A 24,130-nucleotide genomic window follows, 5' to 3' on the forward strand; every position below is an offset into this window, starting at 1 on the left:
CTCGATTCGACCCAGGTCGAATTTGACGTCGCGCCCGGTGGTGGCGAGCGCGGCGAAGGTGAAGCGCAGCGCGTCGGTGCCGAAGCCGGGGATGCCGTCGGGGAAGTCCTTGCGGGTCTGTTTGGCGATCTTCTCGGCCGCGTCTGCCGGGGACAGACCACCGTTGTTTCATTCGTTCTTCTTTACTATATAAACGGGGTTTGTCCCTGGTTATCCCTGTAACCTGTCATTGCTCGGATTGCCCACCGGCTCGCGCCGCCTGTTTCGACCACTCGCTGCAGAGCTTACGAAAGGAGCGGCTGAGATCGAAGGCTTGCCCGAGGTCCATGACGGCCGAGAAGGCCGGTTGATCCGTCGTTTCTCGATATTTGCCTCCGGCCATCCGTTCACCCAGCCAGCCCTTCGCGTCACGCGGTCGCTCGGGGTCGAAACTCGGTGAATGCGCATATGCAAAGCCGCGCTGCCCGTGCAGGGATGCCCCGGCCGCAAGAAACCATGCCTCGTATTCGCGATTGGCCAGCACGACCGAGACGGCCCGGTGCGGAACAACCGCGCGAGCGCGCTCCAGAACCTGCGGGGCCAACTGTGCCGGACAGTCGTCGTCGGCGTCCAGCAGCACCAATATCCAGCCTTTTTCGCCCGATTTGGCGGCAGCCAACAGCAGGTGGCGACGAAACTCGTCGTCTCGGTTCAAGAATCGATCGCGCCGGACGCGGATCGGCTGGGAAACGGCGGCGTGAACGTCGGGTGTCAGCCAAGCGCAGATGCGGCGCAGCAGAATCGGCAGGGCTGCAACTTCTCCGTCCCCCTCGACAATCGAGACGACGGTCGTCATGTCTGTGGATCGCCGAATAGATCGGCCTGGCGCCGATCTTCGGCCGCGAGGACCTCATCGTCCGGCATCAGCTGGTTAAGCCGAAGAAGTTCTCCGGCGGTGAACAGCTGATCCCTCAATGCGGAACGTGACGCCTCGTCGAGCGAGGCGATGCGTGTCTCGCCGGCTCTAGAGACGACGGCCAGCAAGGCGTCTGCCGACAAACTCACGTCATCGAGCAGGTCCGGGCTATGACTGGTGACAATCACCTGGGTCTTCTCCGAAGCCCGCTGCAGCGCCTCCCGCAGCGCGGCCGAAGCAGCGGGATGGAGTGCCGTCTCGGGCTCTTCGATGCCGATCACCGTTGGCGAGTAGTCCCGATTCCCCTGAAACAGCGCCGTCAAGACGCCCAGTGCGCGGAGTGTCCCGTCCGACATGTTCTGGGCAAGAAACCGCCATGGATGCTTGGCGCCGGCCATGTCCTGGCGGAACTCCAAGGTCTCCATCGGGCCGATGGCCTTTCGCTCGACACCGTGCACCATCGGCACGACGGTCTGGAGGTATTCCTGGATGACGCCGAGGGCATCCGGTGCCGTGCGCTCGAGATGACCGATGACACTGGCGATGTTCTCTCCCGCGGGCTTGAGCAATCGTCCATCCTGGGGTTTCTGTAGCTCGCGGATCAGTTTCGGATTCAGGTTGTAGAAACCCATGGCCGTCAATGCATCGAAGACGGGACGAAACACCGACAGGCCCGATGCACTGACCAGCGCCAAGCGATCCGAGGTCACGGAGGGGAAAGTGGCCTCGCTGCTGGCCTTCAGCTCACCGCGTTCAAGTCGGAAGGAAGGCCCCTTGCCGGCACCGTCGAGCACGCATTCTTCGGTCTGTACCTCGTATCCACGCCCGGAAAGCGCACCGACATTGAACGCATAGTGGCCTGATCGGCCATCGCGCAAGCGAAACTCCAGTCGCAGTCCGAAATGTGTCGGATGGCCACTCGACCGACGGCGCACCTCCGAGAGTCCGCCGCGTTCGCTCAACGCGTTGTCCAGCGACCCCGTCAAGGCGTCCCGCACTAGGTGCAGGGCGTCAATGAAGTTGCTCTTGCCTGATCCATTGGCCCCGACCAGGTAGGTTAAAGGGCCGAGGCGGACATCGCAGGTGGCGATGCTCTTGTAATTTCGCAGCACCACGCGGGAAAGAAAGCCTGATGCATTCACGTCATGATGCTCCGTATGAGGCGAGCCAGGTCGAGCGGCGGTCTATTGAGAAGGCGTCGGTTGCCATGGGGTTTCTGATCCTACCCGCCAACCAAGTGACTGAGTTCCAGCGTCCCGCGCCTGTCGATCTTTATGAAATCTTCGGGCTCCGAAGCAGTGACGATGGTGTCATCGGCTCGTTTGCATTCCCGGTTGTGACAACCGAACCGATCAAAGCGCCGCAATCTTCTCCCGCTGCGCCTGCAGGTTGCCGATCGCCGTTGATTGCTCGGCGAGCCGGGCGCGCTCCTTGTCGACCACCGCGGCCGGGGCCTTGTCGACGAAGCTCGGGTTGGCGAGCTTCTGCCCGATCCGCGCGATCTCGTCGGTCAGGCGGCCGATCTCCTTGTCGAGACGTTTGAGCTCGGCGTCCTTGTCGATCAGGCCGGCCATCGGGATGAGGAGCTTCATGTTGCCCACGAGCGCGATCGCCGATTCGGGGGCGCTCGACTCGTCTTCGAGCAGGGTGACCGATTCGATGCGGGCGAGAAAATCCAGATAGGGCCGGGCGACGGCGAGCCAGGTCTTGTCCTGCTCGGAGGCGTTGGCGACCAGGACCGGCAGGGGTTTGCCGGGCGCGATGTTCATCTCGCCCTTGATGCGCCGCACGCCGAGGATGACCTGCTGGACCCACTCGATCTCGGCGACGGCCTCCGGGTCGTCGGCACCCGCGTCGGCGACGGGGTAGGGCGCGAGCATGATGGTTTCGCCTTGGGCTCCGGCCAGGGGCGCGACCTTCTGCCAGATCTCCTCCGTGATGAAGGGCATGATGGGGTGGGCGAGCCGCAGCAGGGTCTCCAGGGTCTCGACCAGGGTGCGGCGGGTGCCGCGCTTGGCGGCATCGCTGGCGGCCGTGCCGGTGAGCACCGGCTTGGACAGCTCCAGATACCAGTCGCAGAAGGCGTTCCAGGTGAAGTCGTAGATCGCCTGGGCGGCGAGGTCGAAGCGATAGCCCTCGATGGCGTCGGTGACCGTCGCCGTAGTGGCGTGGAGACGGGCGCGGATCCAGCGGTCGGCTGCGGAGAACTCCAGCTCGCCGCCCGACTCATCAGGGGCTTGGCCGCAATCCTGATCCTCCGTGTTCATCAGCACGTAGCGCGAGGCGTTCCACAGCTTGTTGCAGAAGTTGCGGTAGCCCTCGATTCGACCCAGGTCGAATTTGACGTCGCGCCCGGTGGTGGCGAGCGCGGCGAAGGTGAAGCGCAGCGCGTCGGTGCCGAAGCCGGGGATGCCGTCGGGGAAGTCCTTGCGGGTCTGTTTGGCGATCTTCTCGGCCAGATGCGGCTGCATCATGCCCTTGGTGCGTTTCTCGACCAGTGCTTCGAGTCCGATCCCGTCGATCAGATCGATGGGGTCGAGCACGTTGCCCTTGGACTTGGACATCTTCTCGCCGTGGGCGTCGCGCACCAGGCCGTGGATGTAGACGTCCTTGAAGGGGACATCGTCCATGAACTTCAGGCCCATCATGATCATCCGGGCGACCCAGAAGAAGATGATGTCGAAGCCGGTGACCAGGACCGATGTGGGATAGAAGGCGTCGAGGCGATCGGTCTGCTCCGGCCAGCCGAGCGTGCTGAAGGGCCAGAGTGCGGAGCTGAACCAGGTGTCGAGCACGTCCGGGTCCTGGAGCAGGACGACCTCGGGGCCGAAGCCGTGACGCGCGCGGATCGCGTCCTCCGAGCGGCCGACATAGACGTTGCCTTCCACGTCGTACCAGGCCGGGATGCGGTGCCCCCACCAGATCTGGCGGCTGATGCACCAGTCCTGGATGTTGCGCATCCAGTCGTAGTAGGTGTTCTTCCAGTTGTCCGGGACAAAGCGGATGCGCCCGTCCTCGACCGCGGCGATGGCCGGTTCGGCCAGCGGGGCGACGCGCACGTACCACTGATCGGTTAGATAGGGCTCGATGACGGCGCCCGAGCGATCGCCGCGCGGCTGCTGAAGCCGGTGCTCTTTGACCGCCGCGAGCAGGCCGAGCGAGTCGAGATCGGCGACGATCAGCTTGCGGGCCTCGTAGCGGTCGAGCCCGACGTAGGCGACGGGCAGCAGCGCGCCTTCTTCGGGCTGATTGGTGCGGATCGCGGCATCCGGGGTGAGGATGTTGATCAGGCCGCCGTGCGGCTGCTCGGCGATGGCGTTCTCGTCGCGGTGGCGCAGCCAGACCTGATGGTCGTTGAAGTCGTGCGCGGGCGTGATCTTCACGCAGCCGGTCCCGAACTCGGGGTCGGCGTGCTCGTCGGCGATGACGGGGATGCGCCGCCCGGTCAGGGGCAGCTCGACGAACTCGCCGATCAGGTGTTTGTAGCGCGGGTCTTCCGGGTTGACGGCCACGGCGCAGTCGCCGAGCAGGGTTTCGGGACGCGTGGTCGAGACGACGAGATGCGCCGGCCCCGTCGCGCCGGGCGGCAGCACCAGGGGGTAGCGGATGTCCCACATGTGGCCGGACTCTTCCTCCGAGATGACCTCGAGATCGGAGACCGCGGTGTGCAGGGCGGGATCCCAGTTGACCAGACGCTTGCCGCGATAGATCAGCCCTTCCTCGAACAGACGCACGAAGACCTCGCGCACCGCGTTGGAGAGCCCCTCGTCCATGGTGAAACGCTCGTGCTGCCAGTCCAGCGAGGAGCCGAGACGGCGCAGCTGGCGTGTAATGTTGCCGCCGGACTCCTGTTTCCACTCCCAAACCCGCTCGATGAAGGCCTCGCGTCCGAGGTCGTGACGGGTTTGGCCCGCGGCCTCCAACTGGCGCTCGACCACCATCTGGGTCGCGATCCCGGCGTGATCCGTGCCCGGCTGCCAGAGGGTGCGATCGCCTTTCATGCGGTGATAGCGCACCATCGTATCCATGATGGTGTTGTTGAAGCCGTGACCCATGTGGAGGCTTCCGGTCACGTTCGGCGGCGGGATCATGATGCAATAGGCCCCGGCCCCCGCGCCTTCGGCCCGGGTGCTCCCGGTCTGATCGGCCGGGACGAAATAGCCCTTCTCTTCCCAGAAGCGATACCAGTTTTTCTCGAGGGTTTGGGGGTCGTAGTTCTTATCCAGCATGATGGTGTCGCCGTCCGAGAAGCGCGTTCGAATGAAGAGGCGAGTATATACCGAAGGCGCCTGGCGCTTGCTGAGCGCTCGTTTCGGATGGAGCGCCGGCGCGTCGGCGGTTTAAGATGAACGACCAAGCTGCTCGGGGATACGGTCAGGCGTGATGGGAGTCGACGACAGACACAGGGGCCCCTTCAGCGGGCCGACCGGTTGGATCGAGGAGATCGGCTTCGCCGCGGTCGCCCTGGCGAGCTGTCTGGCGTTGTACATGAAGATCCTGCTCGGCCGCGCCCGCTTGGACATGCCGGCGTTTTCCGCGTCCCTGCGTCAGGCGGGCATCTCCATCCTTCCGGCCATCACCCTGGTGAGCGTTTCACTCGGGTTGATCCTCGGTCACCAGATCGAGGCCGTCCTCGCGCAGATCGATCTGCCGGGGCTGGTCCTGCTGACTCTGACCTACGCGACCGTGATGGAGCTGGTGCCGATCCTGGTCGGCATCCTGGTGGCGGGGCGAGCCGGTGTCGCGCTGGCCGTGCGACAGGCAACCCTGACGGTGACCGGCGAGATGGACGGGTTGCTCGCGAGCGGGATCCACCCGGTGCAGTTCACGGCCGGTCCGGTGTTGTTGGCGATGCTGCTGATGAGCTTCGCCTTCGTGGTCTGGAGTACGGTGATCACCTTTGTTGCGGCGGGGGCCTGGTTGTGGGGGATGGCGGGGATCTCGCCGGCCTTGCTCTTCGAGTCTTTGAGTCGTGCGCTGAGCGTCGGCGCACTCGTCGAGGCGCTCGTCAAGCCGCTGCTGTTTGCGCTCTTGATCGCCCTCATCGCGACCGTGAACGGGACCGGTGCCGGGCGCAATCCCGAGGGTATCTCGCGGGCCGCGACGCGCACCATGATCGGCGCCGTGTCGGCGATCCTCGTCACCGACCTGCTCTACATCTTGTCCTTGCGGGTGTGATGCAGCCGCCTCCAGCCTCCGGCCTCCGGTCTCCCGCCTACAGCTTGGTCCTGCTGTGCGGATGTGGCGCCGGCCATGACCCTGCGCGGCGAGGGCTGCCTCGGTGGGCGGGATGACCGCAGCACTGGTGCTCGACGGGGTTTACCAGCATGTCGCCGGGCGGATGGCGTTGAACGACATTCGGCTCGCTTTGCCCGAGGGTGCGTGGCTGCTGATCTGCGGGCCGAACGGCGCGGGCAAGAGTCTCTTGATCCGATTGATCCTGGGACTGGATCGGCCCTCCGCGGGTACAATCGAGGTACTCGGGCAGGATCTGAGCCGGATCGGCGACTCCGCGCTGGTGCGTCTGCGCGGCGATATCGGGGCGGTCCTGCAACGCGGCTCGCTGCTTGCCGACTACAGCGTGCTCGAGAATCTACTGCTGCCCCTGCGCAACGCCGCCATGACCCGTTACGACATGGCCCGTGCCGCGCGCTTGACGATGACCTTGCTTGGATTGGACGGACTCGAGAACCACATGCCGCGGGCACTCTCTTTGGGACAACAGCGGCGGGTCGAGCTGGCGCGAGCGCTGATTCACCGACCCAGGCTGTTGGTCTGGGACGGGCTTTCCGACGGGCTCGACCCGAGCGTCGCGCGCGAGACCCTGGAGGTCCTGCGCACCTTGAAGGGAAATCGAAACCTGAGCTTGATCGCCACCGACAATGCGCCCGATGCCTTGACCGGAGCGGACGATCGGGTCGCGGTCATGGATCGCGGACGCCTGCTCTTCGAGGGGACGCGCGAGGCGCTCGAGGCCGCCGGCGCGACCCGTCTGGATCTGCGCGTCGCCCTGTGGGGGCACCCGTGACCCTGCGACCTGACCCCGCGGATCGCCGGCTCGATCGGCTCTATTCGCCGCCCGAGATCGGCGCGCCGGGAAAACGTCGCGCACGCGCCGAACGTCGCGATCTCCTCGTTTCGGGCATCTTCGTGATCGCTATGGCCGCCGTGGTGCTCGCTGCCTTCACCTTGGTGCTGCCGGGTCTCTTCGGTCGGACCTATCGTTTGCAGGCGTATTTTCCGGACGCCAACGGACTCGACGCCGGGATGCAGGTCGTGCAGGAGGGGTATGTGATCGGTTTGGTCGAGAGCGTCGTGCCGGTCTTCCCGGACGGGACCGACACCCATCGATTGCATTGCCCGAAGCCACCGCCCGAGGTCTCGGCACGCTCGCCGAGCCTGCCCTGTTTCCGCGCGACCTTGCGGATCCGCGAGAACTGGCCCGTCCCGCAGGGCAGTCAGGCACGGTTGACGACCCTGGGATTGTTGCAGGGCGAGGCCATCGGGATCCAACCCGGGAGCTCGGCCGAGCTCTATGCAGACGGCGCCGTGATCGACGCCAAGGCACCCGATGCCGACTTGACCGAGCGGCTCGCTGCCCTGACGGAGACGGTCCGCATGGTGGTCGAGGACAGCATCGCACCGACGCTTGCGAGCATTCGCGATCAGGTCAAGACCATCGAGCTTTTGATCGGCACCGGCGAGGACCAGGGCGAGAATCGCGATCGGCTCGCCGGTGCCTTCGAGAATCTTCGGATCTTGTCGGAGAATCTCGCCACGGCGGTGGACCCGGATGCCGTGGCCGCCATCCTCGGCTCGGTGAAGGACATGTCCGCGAGCCTCGCGCTCATCACCGGCGACATGACCGGGAGCACCGAGGACATGCGCCGCGCGGTGGCCGACTACGGCAGTCTCGCGGTGGAGATTCGCGGCCTGGTCAACGAGAATCGCCCGGCCATCCAGCGCTCGCTCGACGACACCCAGTTCCTCTTGCAGTCGCTCTCCGCGGCCTTGATCCCGATCTTGACCAACATCGAGGACGCGAGCCGCAATCTCTCGGCGCTCGCACGCGATCTGCGCGGCGATCCCGCGATCATCATCAAAGGCCGCGAGCAGACGGAGCAGGCCCCTTGGTTTCGGTGACACGCCCCTATCGGGCACTCGGTGGGATCTCGGCCCTGCTTTTGGCTCTCGCGGCGAGCGGTTGCGGGTCGTCCGCGCCCGCGCGGCCGGACCTCTTCTATTCGCTGGATCCCGATCCCGTCGAGCTCCCGAGCGGCTCGCCCCTGCCGGCGACCCTGCTCGTCAACGACTTGGCCGCACGCGGCTTTCTCGGCGGGCGCCAGATCGTCTTCCGCACGCAATCCGAGCCGCTGCGCGTACAGCGCTACGACGACCTGCTCTGGGCCGACCCGGTCCCGCGCGCGCTCGCGCGCAACCTGGTTCGCGCCACCCGCGCGGCTCGGGTCTTTGCCTTCACGCTCATCCCGGCCGACCGGGGCACCGCCGATTATCTGCTCGGGGGCGAGGTGGAGCGTTTCGAGCATCTGCCGAGCGCGGACACGCGCGCCGCGCCCTCGCGTGTCGCCGGAACCCTCAACCTCGTGCTGGTACGCGCCGACGACCGCCGCTCGCTTTGGGACCGCAGCTACAGCCGCGAGATTGCCGTGGAGAGCGAGGGCGAGCGCGAGACCCCCGACGACATGGCGCGGGCCTTCAACCGTCTCGCCGCTCTGCTGGCGTCCGACGTGGTGCGCGACCTGCGCACCTTGCCGAGGCCGTCGCGCCCGCAGAGCGGACCATGAGCGAAGAGACGGATCTGCGGTTGCGGTCTCTCCCGGCGGGCGGCGCGGATGTCTCCTGATCGGTTCGCCGCCCTCTACCCGCGCGACCTGGATCGGTTGAGGGTGGCTTGGCATCATCTGCGTATCCAGGGTCCTCCGGCCGACTACGAGCTGACCCGCGAGGAGGCCGAGCACCCGGATCCGGGTCGGCGCTACGCACGCAGAACCATTCAGGAGATCGCCTGCGCGGGCGATCGTCTGGCCTTGATCGACAAGGTCTCGCCCCACAGCCTGTACGACCTGATGGTTTCGGAGATCTCCGATCCGTCCAGGGCCACGCCTGCTGCGGTCGACCCGCTCACCGGGCGCGTGCTCTGGCGGACCGGGCACGCCTTCGTTCGCTTCGTCTCCGACCCCGATGTCATGCGTCGCTTCGACCTCGCCGACGGCGAGCTGCATCTTGCGCTCAACTGCGATCCCAACACCCGGGATCGAGAGAGCGTACAAGCGGCGAAGCAATTCCACCTCCATCTGCTGTACTGGCCGGGGGATGCGTTGAAGCCGTTGGAGAAGGCCGCGCGCTTCGGCGCGGTCCGGGAGACCCGACTGCGCCGTCAAGCCGTCGATCCGCTCACGTTCCTCGGGGCGCATCTGATTTACGAGTCGCTGGCCGGCTTTGACCTGCACCTCCCGGGTGCCCGGCGGTTGCAGCCCGAGGACCGCCTGGCGATCCGCGGCGAGCGGCCGTTCGGCTGTCTGATCGAGCTGCCCGGTTGGAAGGTCCTCGACGATTTCGCGTTCGAGGATCTCGTCCGACGTCTGCATCTACATCTGGAGACGCTTGCCGCGCAGCTGCTCGAAGTGTTCACCGGGCAGCGCAGACCGCCGCTGCCCTGGCATCGGCACCCCTTGCGTGCGAGCGCCGAGATCGCGCGGGGGCTTGCGGCGCTGCCCCTGTCCGTCGGGACCCGGGCCGGCTTGCGCGCGCTGTCCGGGGCACTCCGAGACCTGTCCGCCTCGACCACACGGCGTCTCGAACGGGCCGATCCAATGCGGCGCATGGACCTCATGACCCTCAATCAACCCTGCTACGCCCTGAGCCTGCATGGCCCCGAGCGCAACCGCCCGGGGGCGACCCTCGAAGACGCCGGCGTCGTGCATCTCGCGATCCAGCCGAAACTCTTCTCGGGCATCGGCGGGGCCGGTCTGCTCGGGCTCGGCGGGGTGCCCAGCGTGCGGATCCTGCGCGGGGAGGGTCGCTCGAGCGCCGAGAGCTGGCATCGTCGAGGCCGGTTCCAGCGGGCCTTTGCGGAATTCAACCGAAGTCACCAGGGCGATGTTTCGGACATCCGTTTTCAACCCGTGAAGCGATTCGTCGACCCGAGCACCGGCTGGGTGTGACCGCGGATGGATTTCTCCGATGTCGCCCACCTCTGGATCCTCTTCTCGCTGGCCTCGGCCTTCTTCCATGCCTCGCGTCTGGCGGTCACCAAGCATCTCAGTCTCGATTTCTCCACCGAGGTGCTCACCTTCTATGTCAACCTCAGCAGCCTGGTCATCACCCTGCCGCTGATCCTCTGGCATCACCACTTTCCCTTTCACGACCCCGTCTATCTGATCGCGGTTGCGAGCGGCGGCGTCCTCTCGGCACTCGGCGGCTGGGCGCTGAATGCGGCGCTGCACAAGACCGAGGTTTCGCTGGTCGGGCCACTCATGACGCTGACCCCGGGCTTTGCGATCCTCGTCGAATGGCTCCTGACCGGCGCCTTGCCCGCATCGGTCGGACTGCTCGGCGTGGTTTTGCTCGTGGGCGGCGGCTACATCCTGAGTCTCGGCGACCACGACGTGCGCTGGTATCTCCCCTTCAAGCGTCTGATCGTCGACCCCGGCAGCGTGCTCGGACTCGCCGCCGCCGCCTGCTTCGCCGCCGCCAGTGTCGTCGGGCGGATCGGCATCCAACTGAGCGATCCGCTGTCCTTTGCCGTGGTCGTCGCCATCGTCAATCCGCTGGTGATCTTCGTGCTCTTCAGCCTTCGAGACCGGGGCTTTTATCGGCAGATCTTCACGCCCAGGGCGCGCCGACGCATTCGGCCGCTGTTGGTGCTGGGGGCGCTGTTCGCGCTCATGCGCATCGCCGACCAGATCGCGCTCAGCCTGACACTCGCCTCCTACGCCATGGCCGTGAAGCGAACCGCCGGGATCTTTTCCGTCGTTCTGGGTCGCTGGTTCTTCAACGAGAGCCATGTTGTCGTGAAGCTCATCGGCTCGGCCGTGATGCTCCTCGGGGTGGTGGCGCTGACGCAGAAATAGCGCATCCCTAGACGATCACACCCACGCGAATCCAATCCGTAGATCGGATCATGTTGCACTCGGTCGACCGGCCGATTCCGCTTGGAGGGCGGGTTGGCTCCGCTACGCGCCGTCACCGGACTGTCGACGGTTTGCCGCGAGGTCGCCTGTCGGATTACGCTTCGCTCATCCGGCCGACGCGGCGTTTGGGCGGGTCGACGCGGAGATCGGGATGACGATCGTGGTGGTAGCGGAGAAACCGAGCGTTGCCCGCGATATCGCGCGGGTTTTGGGGGCGCGCCGCAAGGGCGAGGGGTTTCTCGAGGGCAACGGCTATCGGGTCACTTGGGCGATCGGTCATCTGATCCATTTCGCCGAGCCGGACGAGTACGGCGAGGTTGCGGGCGTCGATTGGGCCGGGCGTTGGTCCTTGGGCCAGCTTCCGATGATCCCCGATGCCTGGAAGCTCAAGACATCGAAGCAGACCGCCGCTCAGTTCAAGCTCGTCAAGGCGCTCATCACGGCCCCCGACACCGAGCGTCTGGTGTGCGCGACGGATGCCGGTCGCGAAGGCGAGCACATCTTTCGCCTTATCTATCGGCACGCCCGCTGCAAAAAGCCGTTTGACCGACTCTGGATCTCAAGCCTGACCGACGAGGCGATCCGCGAGGGCTTTCGGGCGCTGCGCCCCGGCCAAGCCTACGATCCTTTGGCCGATGCGGCGCGTGCCCGTGCGCAGGCGGATTGGTTGATCGGCATGAATCTCACCCGGGCCTACACGGTGCACAACCGGGTGCTCTGTACCATCGGCCGGGTGCAGACGCCGACCCTGGCGATGATCGTCGCCCGCGATCAGGCCATCGCGGCATTCACCAAGGCATTCTTCTACGAGCTGGTCGCGCATCTGGTCACCGCCGATGCGGCGCGCTTCGATGCCCGCTACGTCCGCGACGGCGAGACCCGCATCGAGAAGAAGGAGGAGGCCGAGCGGCTACACCGCGAGCTGAGCCCCCATCGCACCGGCCGGGTCGCGAAGGTCGAGAAGAAGATCCGCACCGTCCGTCCGCCGCCACTCTATGATCTGACCAACCTGCAGCGCGACGCCAACCGGCGCTTCGGCTTCACCGCCGCGCAGGTGCTCGAACATGCCCAGTCGCTCTACGAGACCCACAAGCTCATCAGCTATCCGCGCACCGAGAGCCGTCACATCTCCGAGGACATGCTGCCCGAGCTGCCGGGCATCCTGAAGGGTCTGCAACATCCGCTCGCCGCCGAGGCCCTGGATCGGCTCCAAGGAGGCCATCGCCTGAGCAAGACGTACGTCGACCGCACCAAGCTGACCGACCATCACGCCATCCTGCCGACCGGCAAGGCGCCGTCGCCTGATCTGCCGGTGCCGCTGCGCAAGATCTACGATCTGGTGGCGACGCGCTTCGTGGCGGTCTTTCTGCCGGATCAGCGCATCGAGGAGACGCGCGTGGAGATCGCGATCGGGGACGCGACCTTCCTCGCGCGCGGTGCGCTGGTGCTCGACCCCGGCTGGAAACGGGCGGAAGCCGCGGGGCGCGCGCCGGCCCGGGGCGAGCCGGCCCCGGGTGCGGCGCCGGTCGAGGGCGATGCCGCAGAGGAGACCGGCGAGTCAGGTGTCCAGCCACCGCTGGTCCAGGGACAGGAGCTGGCCGTCGACAGCCTGGAGGTACAGGAGAAGGAGACCCAGCCGCCGCGTCACTACGACGATTCGACCCTCTTGGCCGCCATGAAGAACGCCGGTCGCGAGATCGAGGACGATGCCTTGGCCGCAGCCATGAAGCAATCCGGTCTGGGCACCCCGGCGACGCGCGCCGAGATCATCGAGAAGCTGATCCGCACCCGCTATGTCGAGCGTCGACGCAAGCAGTTGCATGCCACGCCGAAGGGGATTGCCCTCATTGGTCTGGTCGCACCGGTACTGCGCAGCCCGGAGCTGACGGCCGAGTGGGAGCAGCGCCTCAAAGATGTCGAGCACGGCGAGCTGCCGGTCGAGGTCTTCGATCGCGACATCGTCGGCTTCCTGCGCGATCTGGTACCCCAGATCGCCCAAGGTCCGGCGATGTCGGCCGAGCAGGTGGCGGCCGAGCGCGCCGAACGCCCGGCGGGAAAGGGCGGGAGGTCCGGGAAGGCAGGTGGTGCGCGCAAGGCCGGGCGGCCGAGCCGGGGCGGAGCCTCGCGCGGATCGGGCGAGCCGGCAGCGGGCGGACTCGGCACCTGTCCCATCTGTCGCGAGGGCGAGGTCACGGAGAACGCGCGCGCCTACGGGTGCAGCCGCTATCGCGAGGGCTGCGGCTTTACCGTCTGGAAGACGGTTGCCGGTTTGGCGCTGACGCAGGATCAGGTGCGCCGACTCATCGCGCAGGGTCGGCTGCCGCACATGGAGGGCTTCACCTCGAAGGCAGGCAAACCCTTCGGCGCCGGGTTGCGGCTGGATGCGGCCGGCAAGGTCGTCTTCGATTTCGAGGCCGAGGCGACCGACACCGGGTCGGCGGAGGCGGCCGTCGAGGACGCGCAGGTGGCTCGCAAGACCTCTCGATCCAAGCGAGGCAGATCGATGGCTCCGGTCACACCGGAGCAAGCGAAGGACATCCGCGCGCCGACCCCCTCGATTCGCGACCAACCCCCCGTCTGTCCGAAATGCGGCCAGGGCAAGATCATCGAAGGCCGACGCGGTTTCGGCTGCAACCGCTTTCGCGAGGGCTGCGACTTCGTCGTCTGGAAGACCCACGACGGCCGGGATCTGGAGGAGACGGACATCCGTGCCCTGATCGAGCACGGGCGGACTCGGTTGATCGAGGGCAATGGGGCCGGCCTCGGTTCGGTCCGGCTGCGTCTCGATGCGCAGTGGCAGGTCGTGACCGAGACCATGGCGACCGATGCGCCCGAGGAGGGCTTCTGAGCCGGCCGGCCAGTACCTTCGCTCACTTCGAGGTAGTGATCGACCGTCTCATGGAAGGCAGTTTCCCACTCATCGACCGTGGTGCCGTGAAACACGGCGATATCCTTGATGTCGGCCAGCCGGCCGACAAAGATGCGGTCCTCCGGATCGTAGTCGATGCGGGCGGCATAGCCGCGGTAGGTCATGGCGTTCATGGCGTGATCCCGGCGTTTTCGAGGCACTCGCGCGCTGCAACGATACCGCAGGCAAGCGGGCGGGCGCATCGGCTAATCGCCTCCGCGATGGTCGTCCGGCACTCCTGAAATCGCGACAAGCGAAATCACCCCCGACGATTGCGGGGCTTTCAGACATCCGTCTTGTCGGGAATCGAACAGGGTCGTGGTCTTCTCTTTTAAAAACAAAAATATAACGATTGGCATAACGTCTGCTTAAGAAGCTCCAAAGCGAACGCCTTCGGAGCCTTCATGAAACAGAAAGAGATCGCTGCGCTGCTCGACGAGCCGGCCTGTGCGCACAACGCGAAGGACAAATCCGGCTGTGCCAAGCTCAAGCCCGGCGCGACGGCCGGGGGCTGCTCGTTCGACGGGGCACAGATCGCACTCCTGCCGATTGCGGATGTCGCGCACATCGTGCACGGCTCGATCGCCTGCGCGGGCAATTCCTGGGACAACCGCGGGGCGCGCTCGAGCGGGCCGAGCCTCTACAAGATCGGCATGACGACGGACCTTACCGAGCAGGACGTCATCATGGGCCGCAGCGAAAAGCGGCTCTTTCTCGGAATCAAGCAGGCGATCGAGAGCTACAAGCCCGCGGCGGTCTTCGTCTACAACACCTGCGTGCCGGCCCTCACCGGCGACGACGTCGGCGCGGTCTGCCGGGAGGCGCAGACGCGTTGGGGCACGCCCGTGGTCTCGGTCGATGCCGCCGGCTTCTACGGCACCAAGAACCTCGGCAACCGGATCGCGGGCGAGACCATGGTCACGCAGGTCTGCGGCACCCGCGAGCCCGACCCGGTCCCGCCGGGGATCGAGCACGCGGGCTTTAAGGTCCACGACGTCAATCTGGTGGCCGAGTACAACATCGCCGGCGAGCTCTGGAACGTCCTGCCCTTGCTCGACGAGCTGGGTCTGCGCGTGCTCTGTAGCCTCTCCGGGGACGCACGTTTCCATGAGGTGCAGACCATGCATCGCGCGGAGGTCAACATGATGGTCTGCTCCAAGGCCATGATCAACGTCGCGCGCAAGCTCAAAGAGACCTACGGCATCCCTTGGTTCGAGGGCAGCTTCTACGGCGTCGCGGACGTCTCGCAGGCGCTGCGCGACTTTGCTCGGATCATCGACGACCCGGATCTGACCCGCCGCACCGAGGCACTCATCGCCCGCGAGGAGGCCAAGATCCACGCCGCACTCGAACCCTATCGGGCGCGTCTGCAGGGCAGGAAGGTCCTGCTCTACACCGGCGGGGTCAAGAGTTGGTCGATTATCTCGGCCCTGCAGGATCTGGGCATGACGGTGGTCGCGACCGGCACCCGCAAGTCCACGGAGGAGGACAAGGCGCGCATCCGCGAGCTGATGGGCGAGGACGCGGTCATGATCGAGGACGGCAATCCGCGCGGTCTGATCGATCGGGTCCGAGAGAACGACGTCGACATCCTGATCGCCGGCGGACGCAACCTCTACACGGCGCTCAAGGCCCGTATCCCTTTCCTGGATATCAATCAGGAGCGCGAGTTCGGCTATGCCGGCTATGTCGGTATGGTCGAGCTGGCGCGCCAGCTCTGTCTGACGGTCGAGAGTCCGATCTGGGATGCGGTGCGGCGTCCGGCGCCCTGGGCCGCGACGGACGGCCAGTCCCACCAGGCGTCTGCAAAGTCCCTCTCGCTAGCAGCCCCTGAACGCGCTCCGGTCGAGGTGCCGTCCCATGCCTGAGATCATCAAGCGCAACAAGGCCCTGTCGGTCAGTCCGCTGAAGGCCAGCAATACGGTCGGCGCGGCGCTCGCGTTCCTCGGATTCAATCGGACGATTCCGATGCTGCACGGATCCCAGGGCTGCACGGCCTTCGGTAAGATCTTCTTCGTGCGGCACTTCCGCGAGCCGATCCCCCTGCAGACCACGGCGATCGATCAGGTCAGCGCCATCATGGGCAGCGAGGCGCAGGTCGTCGAAGGGCTCAAGACCCTCTGCGAGAAGAGCGCCCCGGACCTGATCGGACTGCCGACCACGGGTCTGGTCGAGACCCAGGGCGCGGACATCGAGATGGCGGTGCGGGTCTTTCGTGAGACCTGGCCGCAGTTCGCGGGCACCGCCGTCGTGCCGGTGTCCACACCGGACTTTACCGGCTGTATGGAGTCCGGCTACGCCCAGGCGACCAAGGCCATCATCGAGACGCTCGTCCCGACCGCCGCCGAGGCCGGTACCCGGCCCGGACGTCGCGAGCGGCAGGTCAATGTCCTGCCCGGCTCGCACCTCACGCCCGGCGACATCGAGTACCTGAAGGATCTGATCGAGGCATTCGGTCTATCCCCGATGGTCTTGCCGGATCTCTCGGACTCGCTCGACGGCCATCTGCCCGAGACCGACTACAACCCCCTGACCATCGGCGGCACCCGCGTCAGCGATCTGGCGAGCGTCGGCGATGCCACGGCGACACTGGTGATCGGCGCCTCGATGGATGCGGCGGCCGATGCCTTGGCGGCACGCACCGGGGTTCCGGATCATCGCTTCGCGCATCTCATGGATATCGACGCCGTCGACAGGCTCGTCATGGCGCTCGCGCGGATCGCCGATCGCCCGGTCCCGGCCAAGATCGAGCGCCAGCGTGCGCAGCTTCAGGACGCCCTGCTCGATTGCCACTTCATGCTCGGCATGTCGCGTTTTGCGATCGCCGCGGACCCGGACCTGCTGGTCGGCTTCAGCCGGATGCTGGCGAGCGTCGGGGCGGAGGTGGTTGCGGCGGTGGCCCCGGCCAATGCACCGGCACTGCAGGATGTCGCAGCAGCCGAGGTCAAGATCGGCGACCTGGAGGATCTCGAGATCGCCGCGCGCGAGCGCGACGCCGAGATCCTGATCGGCAACTCGCATGCGGTTCATACCGCGGAGCGGTTGGGCATCCCCATGCTGCGCGCCGGTTTCCCGCAGTACGACCGTGTCGGCGGCTTTCAGCGGACCTGGATCGGCTATCGCGGGACCCGCGACGCCATCTTCGATCTGTCCAATCTGCTGCTCGGCGAGGAGCGCGGCGAGATCCATCCCTATCGTTCCAGGCTCAAGCAGTATCCGGAGGACGAGCGCGAGATGTCGCGCCCGCACTGACAGGCTGCGCTTCAAGCCGAGCCCGGACCCGCACGGCTTGGAGTTGTTTTTTTCATTCTCCTTAAAGCGCGGCTCTCATGAGCCGCCACGTCGGCAACCGGACAACACTCCATGAACCCCACGCACGCCGCGATCAAAAAAGCGCTTTAAGGAGGCCCGAATGGGAATGGAACGACGATTAAAGATCCTGAGCATGAGCGACGAGACGACAGCGATGGAGACCGAGACAGCCATCAAGGCGGCCTTTGCCTCCTCTGACATGAAGCAGATCGACCAGCACTTCGGCGCGGCCGAGTCCTTCGTGGTCTATTCGATCGATGCGCGGGAGCATCACCTGCTCGAGGCGATCCAGTTCGCGCGTCTCGAGATGGACGGCAACGAGGACAAGCTCGGCGCCAAGATTGCAGCGCTGGAGGGTTGCGACGTCGTCTATTGCGAAGCGGTCGGCGCATCGGCCGTGAGTCAGCTTCGCGCCAAGGGTATCCAGCCGATGAAGGTCGGCTCGGGGACATCGGTCAGCAGTCTGATCCGCGATCTGCAAGGCGAGCTGCGCGACGGGCCGAGCGCCTGGCTCGCACGCACACTTGCGGGGCGGGCCCCCGAGCGTAACCGTCGCTTCGATGCGATGGAGGCGGAGGGCTGGAGCGAATGATCGAGACATCCGCCACCGTCGTCGAGGTGAAGCCCGGACTCGCCTGGGTCGAAACCGTTCGGCAGAACGCCTGCGGGCACTGCGAAAGCGCGGGCAGCTGCGGTACCTCGGTGCTCGCAAAGCTGTTCGGTGCATCTCGGAGCCGTTTACGCATCGAGGATGCGTCGGGGCTGCGCGTCGGCGAGCAGGTCGTGATCGGTATCCCGGACGGGATACTGGTGCGGGCATCGTTCGTCGCCTATCTGATCCCGCTGGTGTTCCTGATCGCGGCCGCGGGCGTTGCGACACATCTCGGCGCGGGCGAGGGGCGTGTGGCCCTGATCGGCCTCGCCGGACTCGGCGTCGGACTCTGGGCGAGCGGACGACTGACCGGCGGGGCATCCGCCCGGGAACGCTATCGCCCTGTTCTCGTGCGCCGCGGGTCCGCGGTCGAGATCCCGATGCCTTTCTGAGGCGCGCACTGCACAAGACCGCATGTCCGGAACGGACAACCACTTAAAGAGGAAATGACCATGACCGAGACGCTTGCCGGAATCGCCGCCGACGAGGGCCTGATGCAGTCCCAGTTCGTTATCGAGATGGACCGTCAGATGCGCGCCATCGATCCCTACGGCGAATTCGACCGACTCTCGACCGCCGAGCTCCTGGAGCCCTTCATCCTGACCAAGGAGAAGCGCCGGGAGATCCCCTTGGTCGGAGATCCCGACGAGACCGTCGTGGCGCGGATCAAGGCCTACTACAACGCCATCTCCGCCATGATCGAATCCGAATGTGGGCTGATGGCCGTGCCGCTGGTCCACCTGAGCCACGAAGGGTTCGGGCGCGTCATCATCACGGTCGGCAAGCTGGTCGTGCTGGACCGCTCGGTGCGCGACGTGCATCGGTTCGGCTTCCCGACCCTGTCGAAGATGAAGGACGAGGCCGACAAGGTGCTGTCGGTCGCGCTCGAATTGATCGGCGAGCATTCCAAGGTCGCGGGCCTCTAAATCGCGCGGTCTGCGATCCGCGTTGTTTGCGCGGAACCCGGGCCTCCCGGTTGTCTGCGACCTCTGCGGGGCGCGATTTAGGTGATTCAGAAAACTCAGACGTAGGTTGGAGGTTGAGGGTATGACGGGTGATGAGATTCGTGCCTTGGAGAAGGCCGTGAGCAAGGCGAAACGCATCGCCACCGAGCGGGCCGGTGAGCTGCATGACCTGGTGGAGGATCGGTTGCCCGCCGGGTACGAGGAGATTCCCGGCATCGCTCAAGCGACTTACGACGCATGCCTCGCCTGGGCGCAGGCCAATGCTGCGCTCAAGGCGGCTCAGGCCGAGAGTGCTTGAACGAAACCCTTTTTCGAACATGGAGAAACACCCATGAGTGTCATCACAGGCATGACCCGCGGCGGCGTCGAATGGACGCCTGCGTTCATCGAGAGCATCAATCAAAACAACTGCATCGGCTGCGGCCGCTGCTATAAGGTCTGTCCTCGGGATGTCTTCGAGCTGGTCGACCGCGAGGATCTCGATCTGGAAGAGCTCGACGACGAGGGCGACGACGACTTCGACGAGGCACCGGGCATGGTCATGAATCTCAAGGACGCCCTCGACTGCATCGGCTGTCAGGCGTGCTCCCGGGTCTGTCCCAAAAAGTGTCTCTCGCACGAGCCGCTTGCGGTCGCTGCCTAAACCGCGCCCAGCGTGGTATGCGTCGTGTGTTGAATCGGTCTGGCCGCGCCGGCTCCGATCATTCTCGGAGCCGGCGCGGTTGCCGTTCGTCATCCTGCCGGATTCGGCGGACCGATCAGGCCGTAATAGGCACGATCGTGATATCGACCCGGCGGTTGAGCTGGCGGCCTGCTTCGGTCTCGTTCGAGGCGATCGGCTGATTCTTGCCGTAGCCGGTGGCGATGATGCGCTGCGGCAGGACCCCGTCGGACTCCATGTAGTACTGAACGGCACCGGCGCGTCGCTGGGAGAGCAGTTGGTTATGTTCCGCCGAGCCGGTACTGTCGGTATGGCCGGAGATCAAGAGCTCGGTCTTGCCGTACTTGCTGACGATTGCCGAGATCTTGTCCATGGTGCTGTAAAAGCCCGGCTGGATGCGGTCTGAATCGATCTCGAAGGTGGTCGCACCCGTCATCCGGACCAGCAGTTGATCGTTCGGCAGCTTCTGCACGCTGATCATGCCGCTGGCGATCTCGTCGGCGAGCGCCTTTTCGAAATCCTTACGTTGATCTTCCATATAGGCGCCGACGGCGGTCCCGATGAGGGCCCCGCCGACCGCGCCGATCAGGGCACCGCGCCCCGCGTTGGCACTGAACGAGCCGATGATCGCACCCGCGGCCGCCCCCCCGGCGCTGCCGATCGCGGCGCCCGCGCCGGTTTCGGTCAGGCCGGAGCCGTCGGCTGCGCAGCCGACGACCAGGACAGCGGCAAGCGCGGATGCGGCGAGGCGTTTCAAGGGACGCATTGTCATCTGGGTTCTCCCGTAGAGCGGTATTGGTGATTCGAGGTCGAAATCGTGATCGCGGATCATAGCAGAGGCGCGCGGGGCTCGCGTCGGGGAGACACGCCCGGAATCACCGATGTTCCTGCTGCACCTTCAGCGTGTCGGCTCAAACCGCTCATGTGATCTCTCAAACGCCGCCCACGACTGCATGTCGGTGCGGGCGCTTGTCTCGGGGCGGAGCGACACAACATGTTCCCGAACGAACGACAACCCGCGGGACACGAGATCGATGCTCAGACTTGCCGTGAACCTCATCGCCTTCCAGATCGCCTGGTTTGCCTGCGTGCTGGGCGGTGCGCACGGATGGCCTTGGCTCGGGGTCGGCGTGGCCGCGCTGGTCGTTGCCCTGCACTTGCGGTTGTCCGACGCGCCGCGTCGGGAGGCGATGTTGTTGGTGCTCGTCGGCGTCATCGGCGCCGTCTGGGACGGATTCCTGGTGCGCTTCGGGTTTCTCGAGTATCCGTCCGGCATGCTCCTGCCCTGGCTTGCGCCGGTTTGGATCATTGCCATGTGGGTGGCGTTCGCGACGACCTTGAACGTGGCGCTGAGTTGGCTGAAGGGGCGTTGGACCCTGGCGGTCGTGCTCGGCGCGATCGGCGGGCCGCTCGCCTTCTACGGCGGTCACAAGCTCGGCGCCGTCGCCTTTCCGGATACGGTGGTCGCGATGGCCGTCCTTGCGGGTGGTTGGTCTTTCCTGATGCCGCTGAGCGCCTGGTTGGCGCAGCGGTTCGACGGCGCGGGTTTTCCGAAGGCCCCCGCTTTAGCCCCACTCACACAGGACAGTGCGCATGTTTGATCTCGGTCTCTACCTCGCCGGCTTGGGGGCCGCGCTCGTCATGGGTCTCGGCGCCTGGTTGGTCAGCCTGAAGCTGAACGACGTCAGTATCGTCGACTCGCTCTGGTCGCTCTTCTTCCTGCTGATGGCCGCGGTCTTCTTGCTCGGCGCTGCGGAGGTGGGCGAGCGCGCCTATCTGGTCTTCTTCCTGGTCACGCTCTGGGCGGTAAGGCTCAGCGTCTTCATCACCAAACGCAACTGGGGCCACGGCGAGGATCGGCGCTACCAGGCGATCCGGGCGGAAAACGAGCCGGGTTTTCGTTGGAAGAGCCTCTACATCGTCTTCGGTCTGCAGGCCATTCTGGCCTGGATCATCGCGCTTCCGCTGTTGGCGGCGACACTCGGCACCAATCCGCTCGGGTGGCTCGACTACGCGGCGTTGTCGTTTTGGCTCGTCGGGCTCTTCTTCGAAGCCGTCGGCGATCAACAACTAGCCGATTTCAAGGCCCGGCCCGAGAATACGGGCAAAGTCATGGATCAAGGGCTTTGGCACTACACCCGTCATCCCAACTATTTCGGGGAGGCCTGCATCTGGTGGGGCTACTTCTTATTTGCGCTCGCAGCCGGCGGGTGGTGGACGATCGTCTCGCCGGTGCTCATGACCTTCCTGTTGCTGCGCGTGTCCGGGGTGGCCTTGTTGGAGAAGGACATCGGCGAGCGCCGGCCGGCTTACCGCGACTATATCGCGCGGACCAATGCCTTTTTTCCGGGTCCGCCGCGGCGCGCCCGGAGTGATTCGAATCTTTGAAACCTCGGGGGTCGGGTGGACCAGTGTCGTATGGACAAACGCCGTAGGGTGGACAAGCACTGCGTGGTCCATCGGCGACGCCGCGGGGTTCGGTGGACTTCGCTCCCGCTCGTCCACCCTACGGTGCTGGTTCGCCCTGCCGGCCGGCCTCATGAACAACGTCTATCGGGAGACATCTAGATGGCAATCAAACAAAGCCGGTCGCGACGTGCGACCGGGCAGCAGTCGCAGGCAACTGCAAGCCGTTGGTGGTCGGCCGCCGCGGTGGCGCTGATGATCGGGGCCGCACCCTTGGTCTCGGCCAACACCGAGTCGGGGAGTTTTCGATTCAAGGTCTTTCTGGATCAGGATCCGATCGGCGAGCACAGCTTCGATGTCCGCGCGCTCGGCGAGGGCGCGCAGGTGTCGAGCCGCGCCAGCTTCGACATCAACTTCTGGATCTTCACCGCCTACAGCTACCGTCACGAGAGTCGCGAGACCTGGCGCGACGGCTGTCTGCAGACGATCGAGGCGACCACGGACGACAACGGCAAGGACTATCGTGTTCAAGGCATGGAGAGCGGGGAGGCGCTTGCCCTGTCGGTCAACGGCGAGTCGCGGCGTCTGCCCGGTTGTGTCATGACCTTCGCCTATTGGGACCGCGATTTTCTGAAACAGGAGAGCCTCCTGAACCCTCAGACCGGCGAGCTGGTGCCGGTGCGCGTCCAGCCTCAAGGGACCGAGGCGATCCGCTTCGGCGGGGAGGACGTCGCCGCGGCGCGCTATAAGCTCAGCACCGACGAGCTCGAGCTGATCCTCTGGTACTCCGACGAGCACGGATGGGTCGGTCTCGAAAGCGATACCGGCAAGGGCAAGACGCTGCGTTACCAACGGATGGCGCCGACATGAAGAGACTCTCGGCCCTTTTGCTCATCACACTCATGCTCGCCTTTGCGAGCGGCTGCACCGAAGAAGGAGGCGCGCCCATGGATACCGTCAAACAGGTCGATCTCGAACGCTTCATGGGCAAGTGGTACGTGATCGCCAACATCCCGACCTTCGTGGAGAAGGGCGCCTACAACGCGGTGGAGTCCTACGCGCTCAATCCGGACGGTACCATCGCGACCACCTTCATCTTCAACAAGGACGGGTTCGACGGACCCCTGAAGACGCACAACCCGAAGGGCTTCGTGCGCGATACGACCACCAACGCACTCTGGTGGATGCAGTTCATCTGGCCCTTCAAGGCGGATTTCCGCATCGTCTGGTTGGAGCCGGACTACAGCATCACCGTCATCGGCCGGGCCAAACGCGATTACGTCTGGATCATGGCCCGCGAGCCCGAGATCCCGCAGGCCAAGTACGACGAGATCGTCGCCTTCATCGGCGGGCTCGGCTACGACACGAGCAAGATCGAGAAGGTGCCGCAGCGTTCGGCGGGGTGAGATGCGGGCGGGGGTGTTTGGCCCCCGCGCCTCCCTTTTCGGCAGCACGCTCGAAGACTCAATCCGGCTGGCGGATGAGTTCCAAGGCCTGAGCCGGCGATAGAATCCGAATCTTCTCCAGCACCGAGGCCAGATCGAGCAGATCGGTATCGCCGCTGACCAGCCACTCGGCATCCCCGACCATTGCAGTCCACACGAACTTGTCGTCGTCCGGGTCGCGACTGAAACGCTTTCGGTCGTGGTCATCCTGATCCAACTCAACCCACTCCGCTGCCGCACTGAAGTCGTGAAGGAGTGCTTGACGGTCCTCCAGCGTGAGGTATCGGTCGAACTTGGGACGCCACAAGCGGGTCTCCAGCTCGGCGAAGGTTTCCCGGGAAAACAACAAGCGTCCGTGCTCAAGCAGGAAGTGCGTCACGAGCGAGGGCGGCGTGCCGGTCGTCAATGCGGCGCTGATCAACACATTGGTGTCGATCACCGCACGCTTAGCTGTCATCGGCCAGAAGCGTTTCGAGCTGCTGCTGGGTCAGCCCCTGAGCTGTGGCGTGCGCGGCGGTTTGATCCAACGTCCGGCGCAGTCGATCGGCGTAAAAAACCCGCATGGCCTCGTAGTCGCCCGGCGACACCATGATGCCTACGACCCGATTTCTGCGTGTGACGCGAACGGGTTCGCGTTGCGCGCGATCGATAAATTCACCGAAATGGGTCTTGGCTTCGTTGGCTGTGAAGGTTTGCATACTCGGGCTCCGTCGCCGTTGAATCATGGCTTAA

General features: G+C 65.4%; 25 protein-coding genes. 19 read left to right on the top strand and 6 right to left on the bottom strand.

The window, feature by feature from the left end; all coding sequences use genetic code 11:
- A partial coding sequence (locus THIMADRAFT_RS27260) for a hypothetical protein (protein ID WP_040733943.1) occupies positions 1–222 on the top strand: 222 nt, incomplete at its 5' end.
- Positions 223–226: 4 nt separating this feature from the next.
- Here THIMADRAFT_RS27260 and THIMADRAFT_RS22895 read toward each other — a convergent pair.
- The 3 genes from THIMADRAFT_RS22895 to THIMADRAFT_RS22905 form a co-directional block, all read right to left on the bottom strand.
- Positions 227–835 (bottom strand): DUF4276 family protein, encoded by a 609-nt coding sequence (locus THIMADRAFT_RS22895; protein WP_007195516.1) that lies wholly within the window; start codon positions 833–835, stop codon positions 227–229.
- Positions 832–2,037: an AAA family ATPase gene (locus THIMADRAFT_RS22900; RefSeq protein WP_007195517.1), complete on the bottom strand. Its 1,206-nt coding sequence runs from the start codon at positions 2,035–2,037 to the stop codon at positions 832–834. Before THIMADRAFT_RS22900 ends, THIMADRAFT_RS22895 begins: the two co-directional genes overlap by 4 nt.
- 210 nt (positions 2,038–2,247) lie before the next feature.
- Complete coding sequence (locus THIMADRAFT_RS22905) at positions 2,248–5,124, bottom strand: valine--tRNA ligase (RefSeq protein WP_007195518.1); 2,877 nt, start codon at positions 5,122–5,124, stop codon at positions 2,248–2,250.
- 154 nt (positions 5,125–5,278) lie between these two features.
- On the opposite strand from THIMADRAFT_RS22905, the gene THIMADRAFT_RS22910 reads away from it, so the two are divergent.
- The 14 genes from THIMADRAFT_RS22910 to fdxB all read left to right on the top strand — a co-directional run bounded on the left by THIMADRAFT_RS22910 (position 5,279) and on the right by fdxB (position 19,529).
- Positions 5,279–6,073 carry an MlaE family ABC transporter permease gene (locus THIMADRAFT_RS22910; RefSeq protein WP_007195519.1) on the top strand — a complete coding sequence of 265 codons (795 nt, stop codon included), beginning with the start codon at positions 5,279–5,281 and terminating at the stop codon, positions 6,071–6,073.
- 112 nt (positions 6,074–6,185) lie between these two features.
- Positions 6,186–6,923: an ATP-binding cassette domain-containing protein gene (locus THIMADRAFT_RS22915; protein ID WP_007195520.1), complete on the top strand. Its 738-nt coding sequence runs from the start codon at positions 6,186–6,188 to the stop codon at positions 6,921–6,923.
- Positions 6,920–8,038: an MlaD family protein gene (locus THIMADRAFT_RS22920; RefSeq protein ID WP_007195521.1), complete on the top strand. Its 1,119-nt coding sequence runs from the start codon at positions 6,920–6,922 to the stop codon at positions 8,036–8,038. The genes THIMADRAFT_RS22915 and THIMADRAFT_RS22920 overlap by 4 nt, the downstream gene beginning before the upstream one ends.
- On the top strand, positions 8,035–8,700 hold the full coding sequence (locus THIMADRAFT_RS22925; protein ID WP_233490334.1) for an ABC-type transport auxiliary lipoprotein family protein: 666 nt from the start codon (positions 8,035–8,037) through the stop codon (positions 8,698–8,700). The genes THIMADRAFT_RS22920 and THIMADRAFT_RS22925 overlap by 4 nt, the downstream gene beginning before the upstream one ends.
- 48 nt (positions 8,701–8,748) lie before the next feature.
- The gene (locus THIMADRAFT_RS22930) at positions 8,749–10,080 is read left to right on the top strand and encodes a hypothetical protein (protein WP_007195523.1); all 1,332 of its coding nucleotides are present in this window, start codon (positions 8,749–8,751) and stop codon (positions 10,078–10,080) included.
- A gap of 6 nt (positions 10,081–10,086) precedes the next feature.
- On the top strand, positions 10,087–10,989 hold the full coding sequence (locus tag THIMADRAFT_RS22935) for a DMT family transporter (protein ID WP_007195524.1): 903 nt from the start codon (positions 10,087–10,089) through the stop codon (positions 10,987–10,989).
- 211 nt (positions 10,990–11,200) lie between these two features.
- Entirely contained in the window at positions 11,201–13,897 is a 2,697-nt protein-coding gene (locus THIMADRAFT_RS22940; protein ID WP_007195525.1) for a type IA DNA topoisomerase, read from the top strand.
- A 464-nt stretch (positions 13,898–14,361) separates the two neighbouring features.
- Positions 14,362–15,825, top strand: coding sequence for a nitrogenase iron-molybdenum cofactor biosynthesis protein NifE (nifE, locus tag THIMADRAFT_RS22950; protein ID WP_007195526.1), 1,464 nt, complete (start codon positions 14,362–14,364; stop codon positions 15,823–15,825).
- Positions 15,818–17,209 (top strand): nitrogenase iron-molybdenum cofactor biosynthesis protein NifN, encoded by a 1,392-nt coding sequence (gene nifN / locus THIMADRAFT_RS22955; protein WP_007195527.1) that lies wholly within the window; start codon positions 15,818–15,820, stop codon positions 17,207–17,209. The genes nifE and nifN overlap by 8 nt, the downstream gene beginning before the upstream one ends.
- A gap of 160 nt (positions 17,210–17,369) precedes the next feature.
- Complete coding sequence (locus tag THIMADRAFT_RS22960) at positions 17,370–17,861, top strand: NifB/NifX family molybdenum-iron cluster-binding protein (protein ID WP_007195528.1); 492 nt, start codon at positions 17,370–17,372, stop codon at positions 17,859–17,861.
- Entirely contained in the window at positions 17,858–18,313 is a 456-nt protein-coding gene (locus THIMADRAFT_RS22965) for a SoxR reducing system RseC family protein (protein WP_007195529.1), read from the top strand. Before THIMADRAFT_RS22960 ends, THIMADRAFT_RS22965 begins: the two co-directional genes overlap by 4 nt.
- Positions 18,314–18,373: 60 nt before the next feature.
- The gene (locus THIMADRAFT_RS22970; protein ID WP_007195530.1) at positions 18,374–18,847 is read left to right on the top strand and encodes a NifX-associated nitrogen fixation protein; all 474 of its coding nucleotides are present in this window, start codon (positions 18,374–18,376) and stop codon (positions 18,845–18,847) included.
- Between the two features lie 121 nt (positions 18,848–18,968).
- Positions 18,969–19,184, top strand: a complete 216-nt coding sequence (locus THIMADRAFT_RS22975) for a CCE_0567 family metalloprotein (protein WP_007195531.1) — start codon at positions 18,969–18,971, stop codon at positions 19,182–19,184.
- 33 nt (positions 19,185–19,217) lie between these two features.
- A complete protein-coding gene (gene fdxB, locus THIMADRAFT_RS22980; protein WP_007195532.1) occupies positions 19,218–19,529 on the top strand; it encodes a ferredoxin III, nif-specific in 312 nt (103 codons plus the stop codon).
- A gap of 115 nt (positions 19,530–19,644) precedes the next feature.
- Here fdxB and THIMADRAFT_RS22985 read toward each other — a convergent pair whose 3' ends face one another.
- Positions 19,645–20,319, bottom strand: coding sequence for an OmpA family protein (locus tag THIMADRAFT_RS22985; RefSeq protein WP_007195533.1), 675 nt, complete (start codon positions 20,317–20,319; stop codon positions 19,645–19,647).
- Positions 20,320–20,581: 262 nt separating this feature from the next.
- On the opposite strand from THIMADRAFT_RS22985, the gene THIMADRAFT_RS22990 reads away from it, so the two are divergent.
- The 4 genes from THIMADRAFT_RS22990 (at position 20,582) to THIMADRAFT_RS23005 (ending at position 23,359) form a co-directional block, all read left to right on the top strand.
- Positions 20,582–21,148 (top strand): DUF2878 domain-containing protein, encoded by a 567-nt coding sequence (locus tag THIMADRAFT_RS22990; RefSeq protein ID WP_007195534.1) that lies wholly within the window; start codon positions 20,582–20,584, stop codon positions 21,146–21,148.
- On the top strand, positions 21,141–21,935 hold the full coding sequence (locus THIMADRAFT_RS22995; protein ID WP_007195535.1) for a DUF1295 domain-containing protein: 795 nt from the start codon (positions 21,141–21,143) through the stop codon (positions 21,933–21,935). Before THIMADRAFT_RS22990 ends, THIMADRAFT_RS22995 begins: the two co-directional genes overlap by 8 nt.
- Positions 21,936–22,115: 180 nt before the next feature.
- The gene (locus THIMADRAFT_RS23000) at positions 22,116–22,823 is read left to right on the top strand and encodes a DUF6134 family protein (protein WP_007195536.1); all 708 of its coding nucleotides are present in this window, start codon (positions 22,116–22,118) and stop codon (positions 22,821–22,823) included.
- Complete coding sequence (locus THIMADRAFT_RS23005; protein ID WP_007195537.1) at positions 22,820–23,359, top strand: lipocalin family protein; 540 nt, start codon at positions 22,820–22,822, stop codon at positions 23,357–23,359. Before THIMADRAFT_RS23000 ends, THIMADRAFT_RS23005 begins: the two co-directional genes overlap by 4 nt.
- Before the next feature lie 58 nt (positions 23,360–23,417).
- On the opposite strand, the gene THIMADRAFT_RS23010 is transcribed toward THIMADRAFT_RS23005, so the two are convergent.
- Both THIMADRAFT_RS23010 and THIMADRAFT_RS23015 read right to left on the bottom strand, forming a co-directional pair.
- Positions 23,418–23,855 (bottom strand): putative toxin-antitoxin system toxin component, PIN family, encoded by a 438-nt coding sequence (locus tag THIMADRAFT_RS23010; RefSeq protein ID WP_007195538.1) that lies wholly within the window; start codon positions 23,853–23,855, stop codon positions 23,418–23,420.
- The gene (locus THIMADRAFT_RS23015) at positions 23,845–24,096 is read right to left on the bottom strand and encodes a type II toxin-antitoxin system prevent-host-death family antitoxin (RefSeq protein WP_007195539.1); all 252 of its coding nucleotides are present in this window, start codon (positions 24,094–24,096) and stop codon (positions 23,845–23,847) included. The genes THIMADRAFT_RS23010 and THIMADRAFT_RS23015 overlap by 11 nt, the downstream gene beginning before the upstream one ends.
- Positions 24,097–24,130: the final 34 nt, after the last annotated feature.

The sequence above is a fragment of the Thiocapsa marina 5811 genome, assembly GCF_000223985.1.
GTDB classification, from domain to species: Bacteria; Pseudomonadota; Gammaproteobacteria; order Chromatiales; family Chromatiaceae; genus Thiocapsa; species Thiocapsa marina.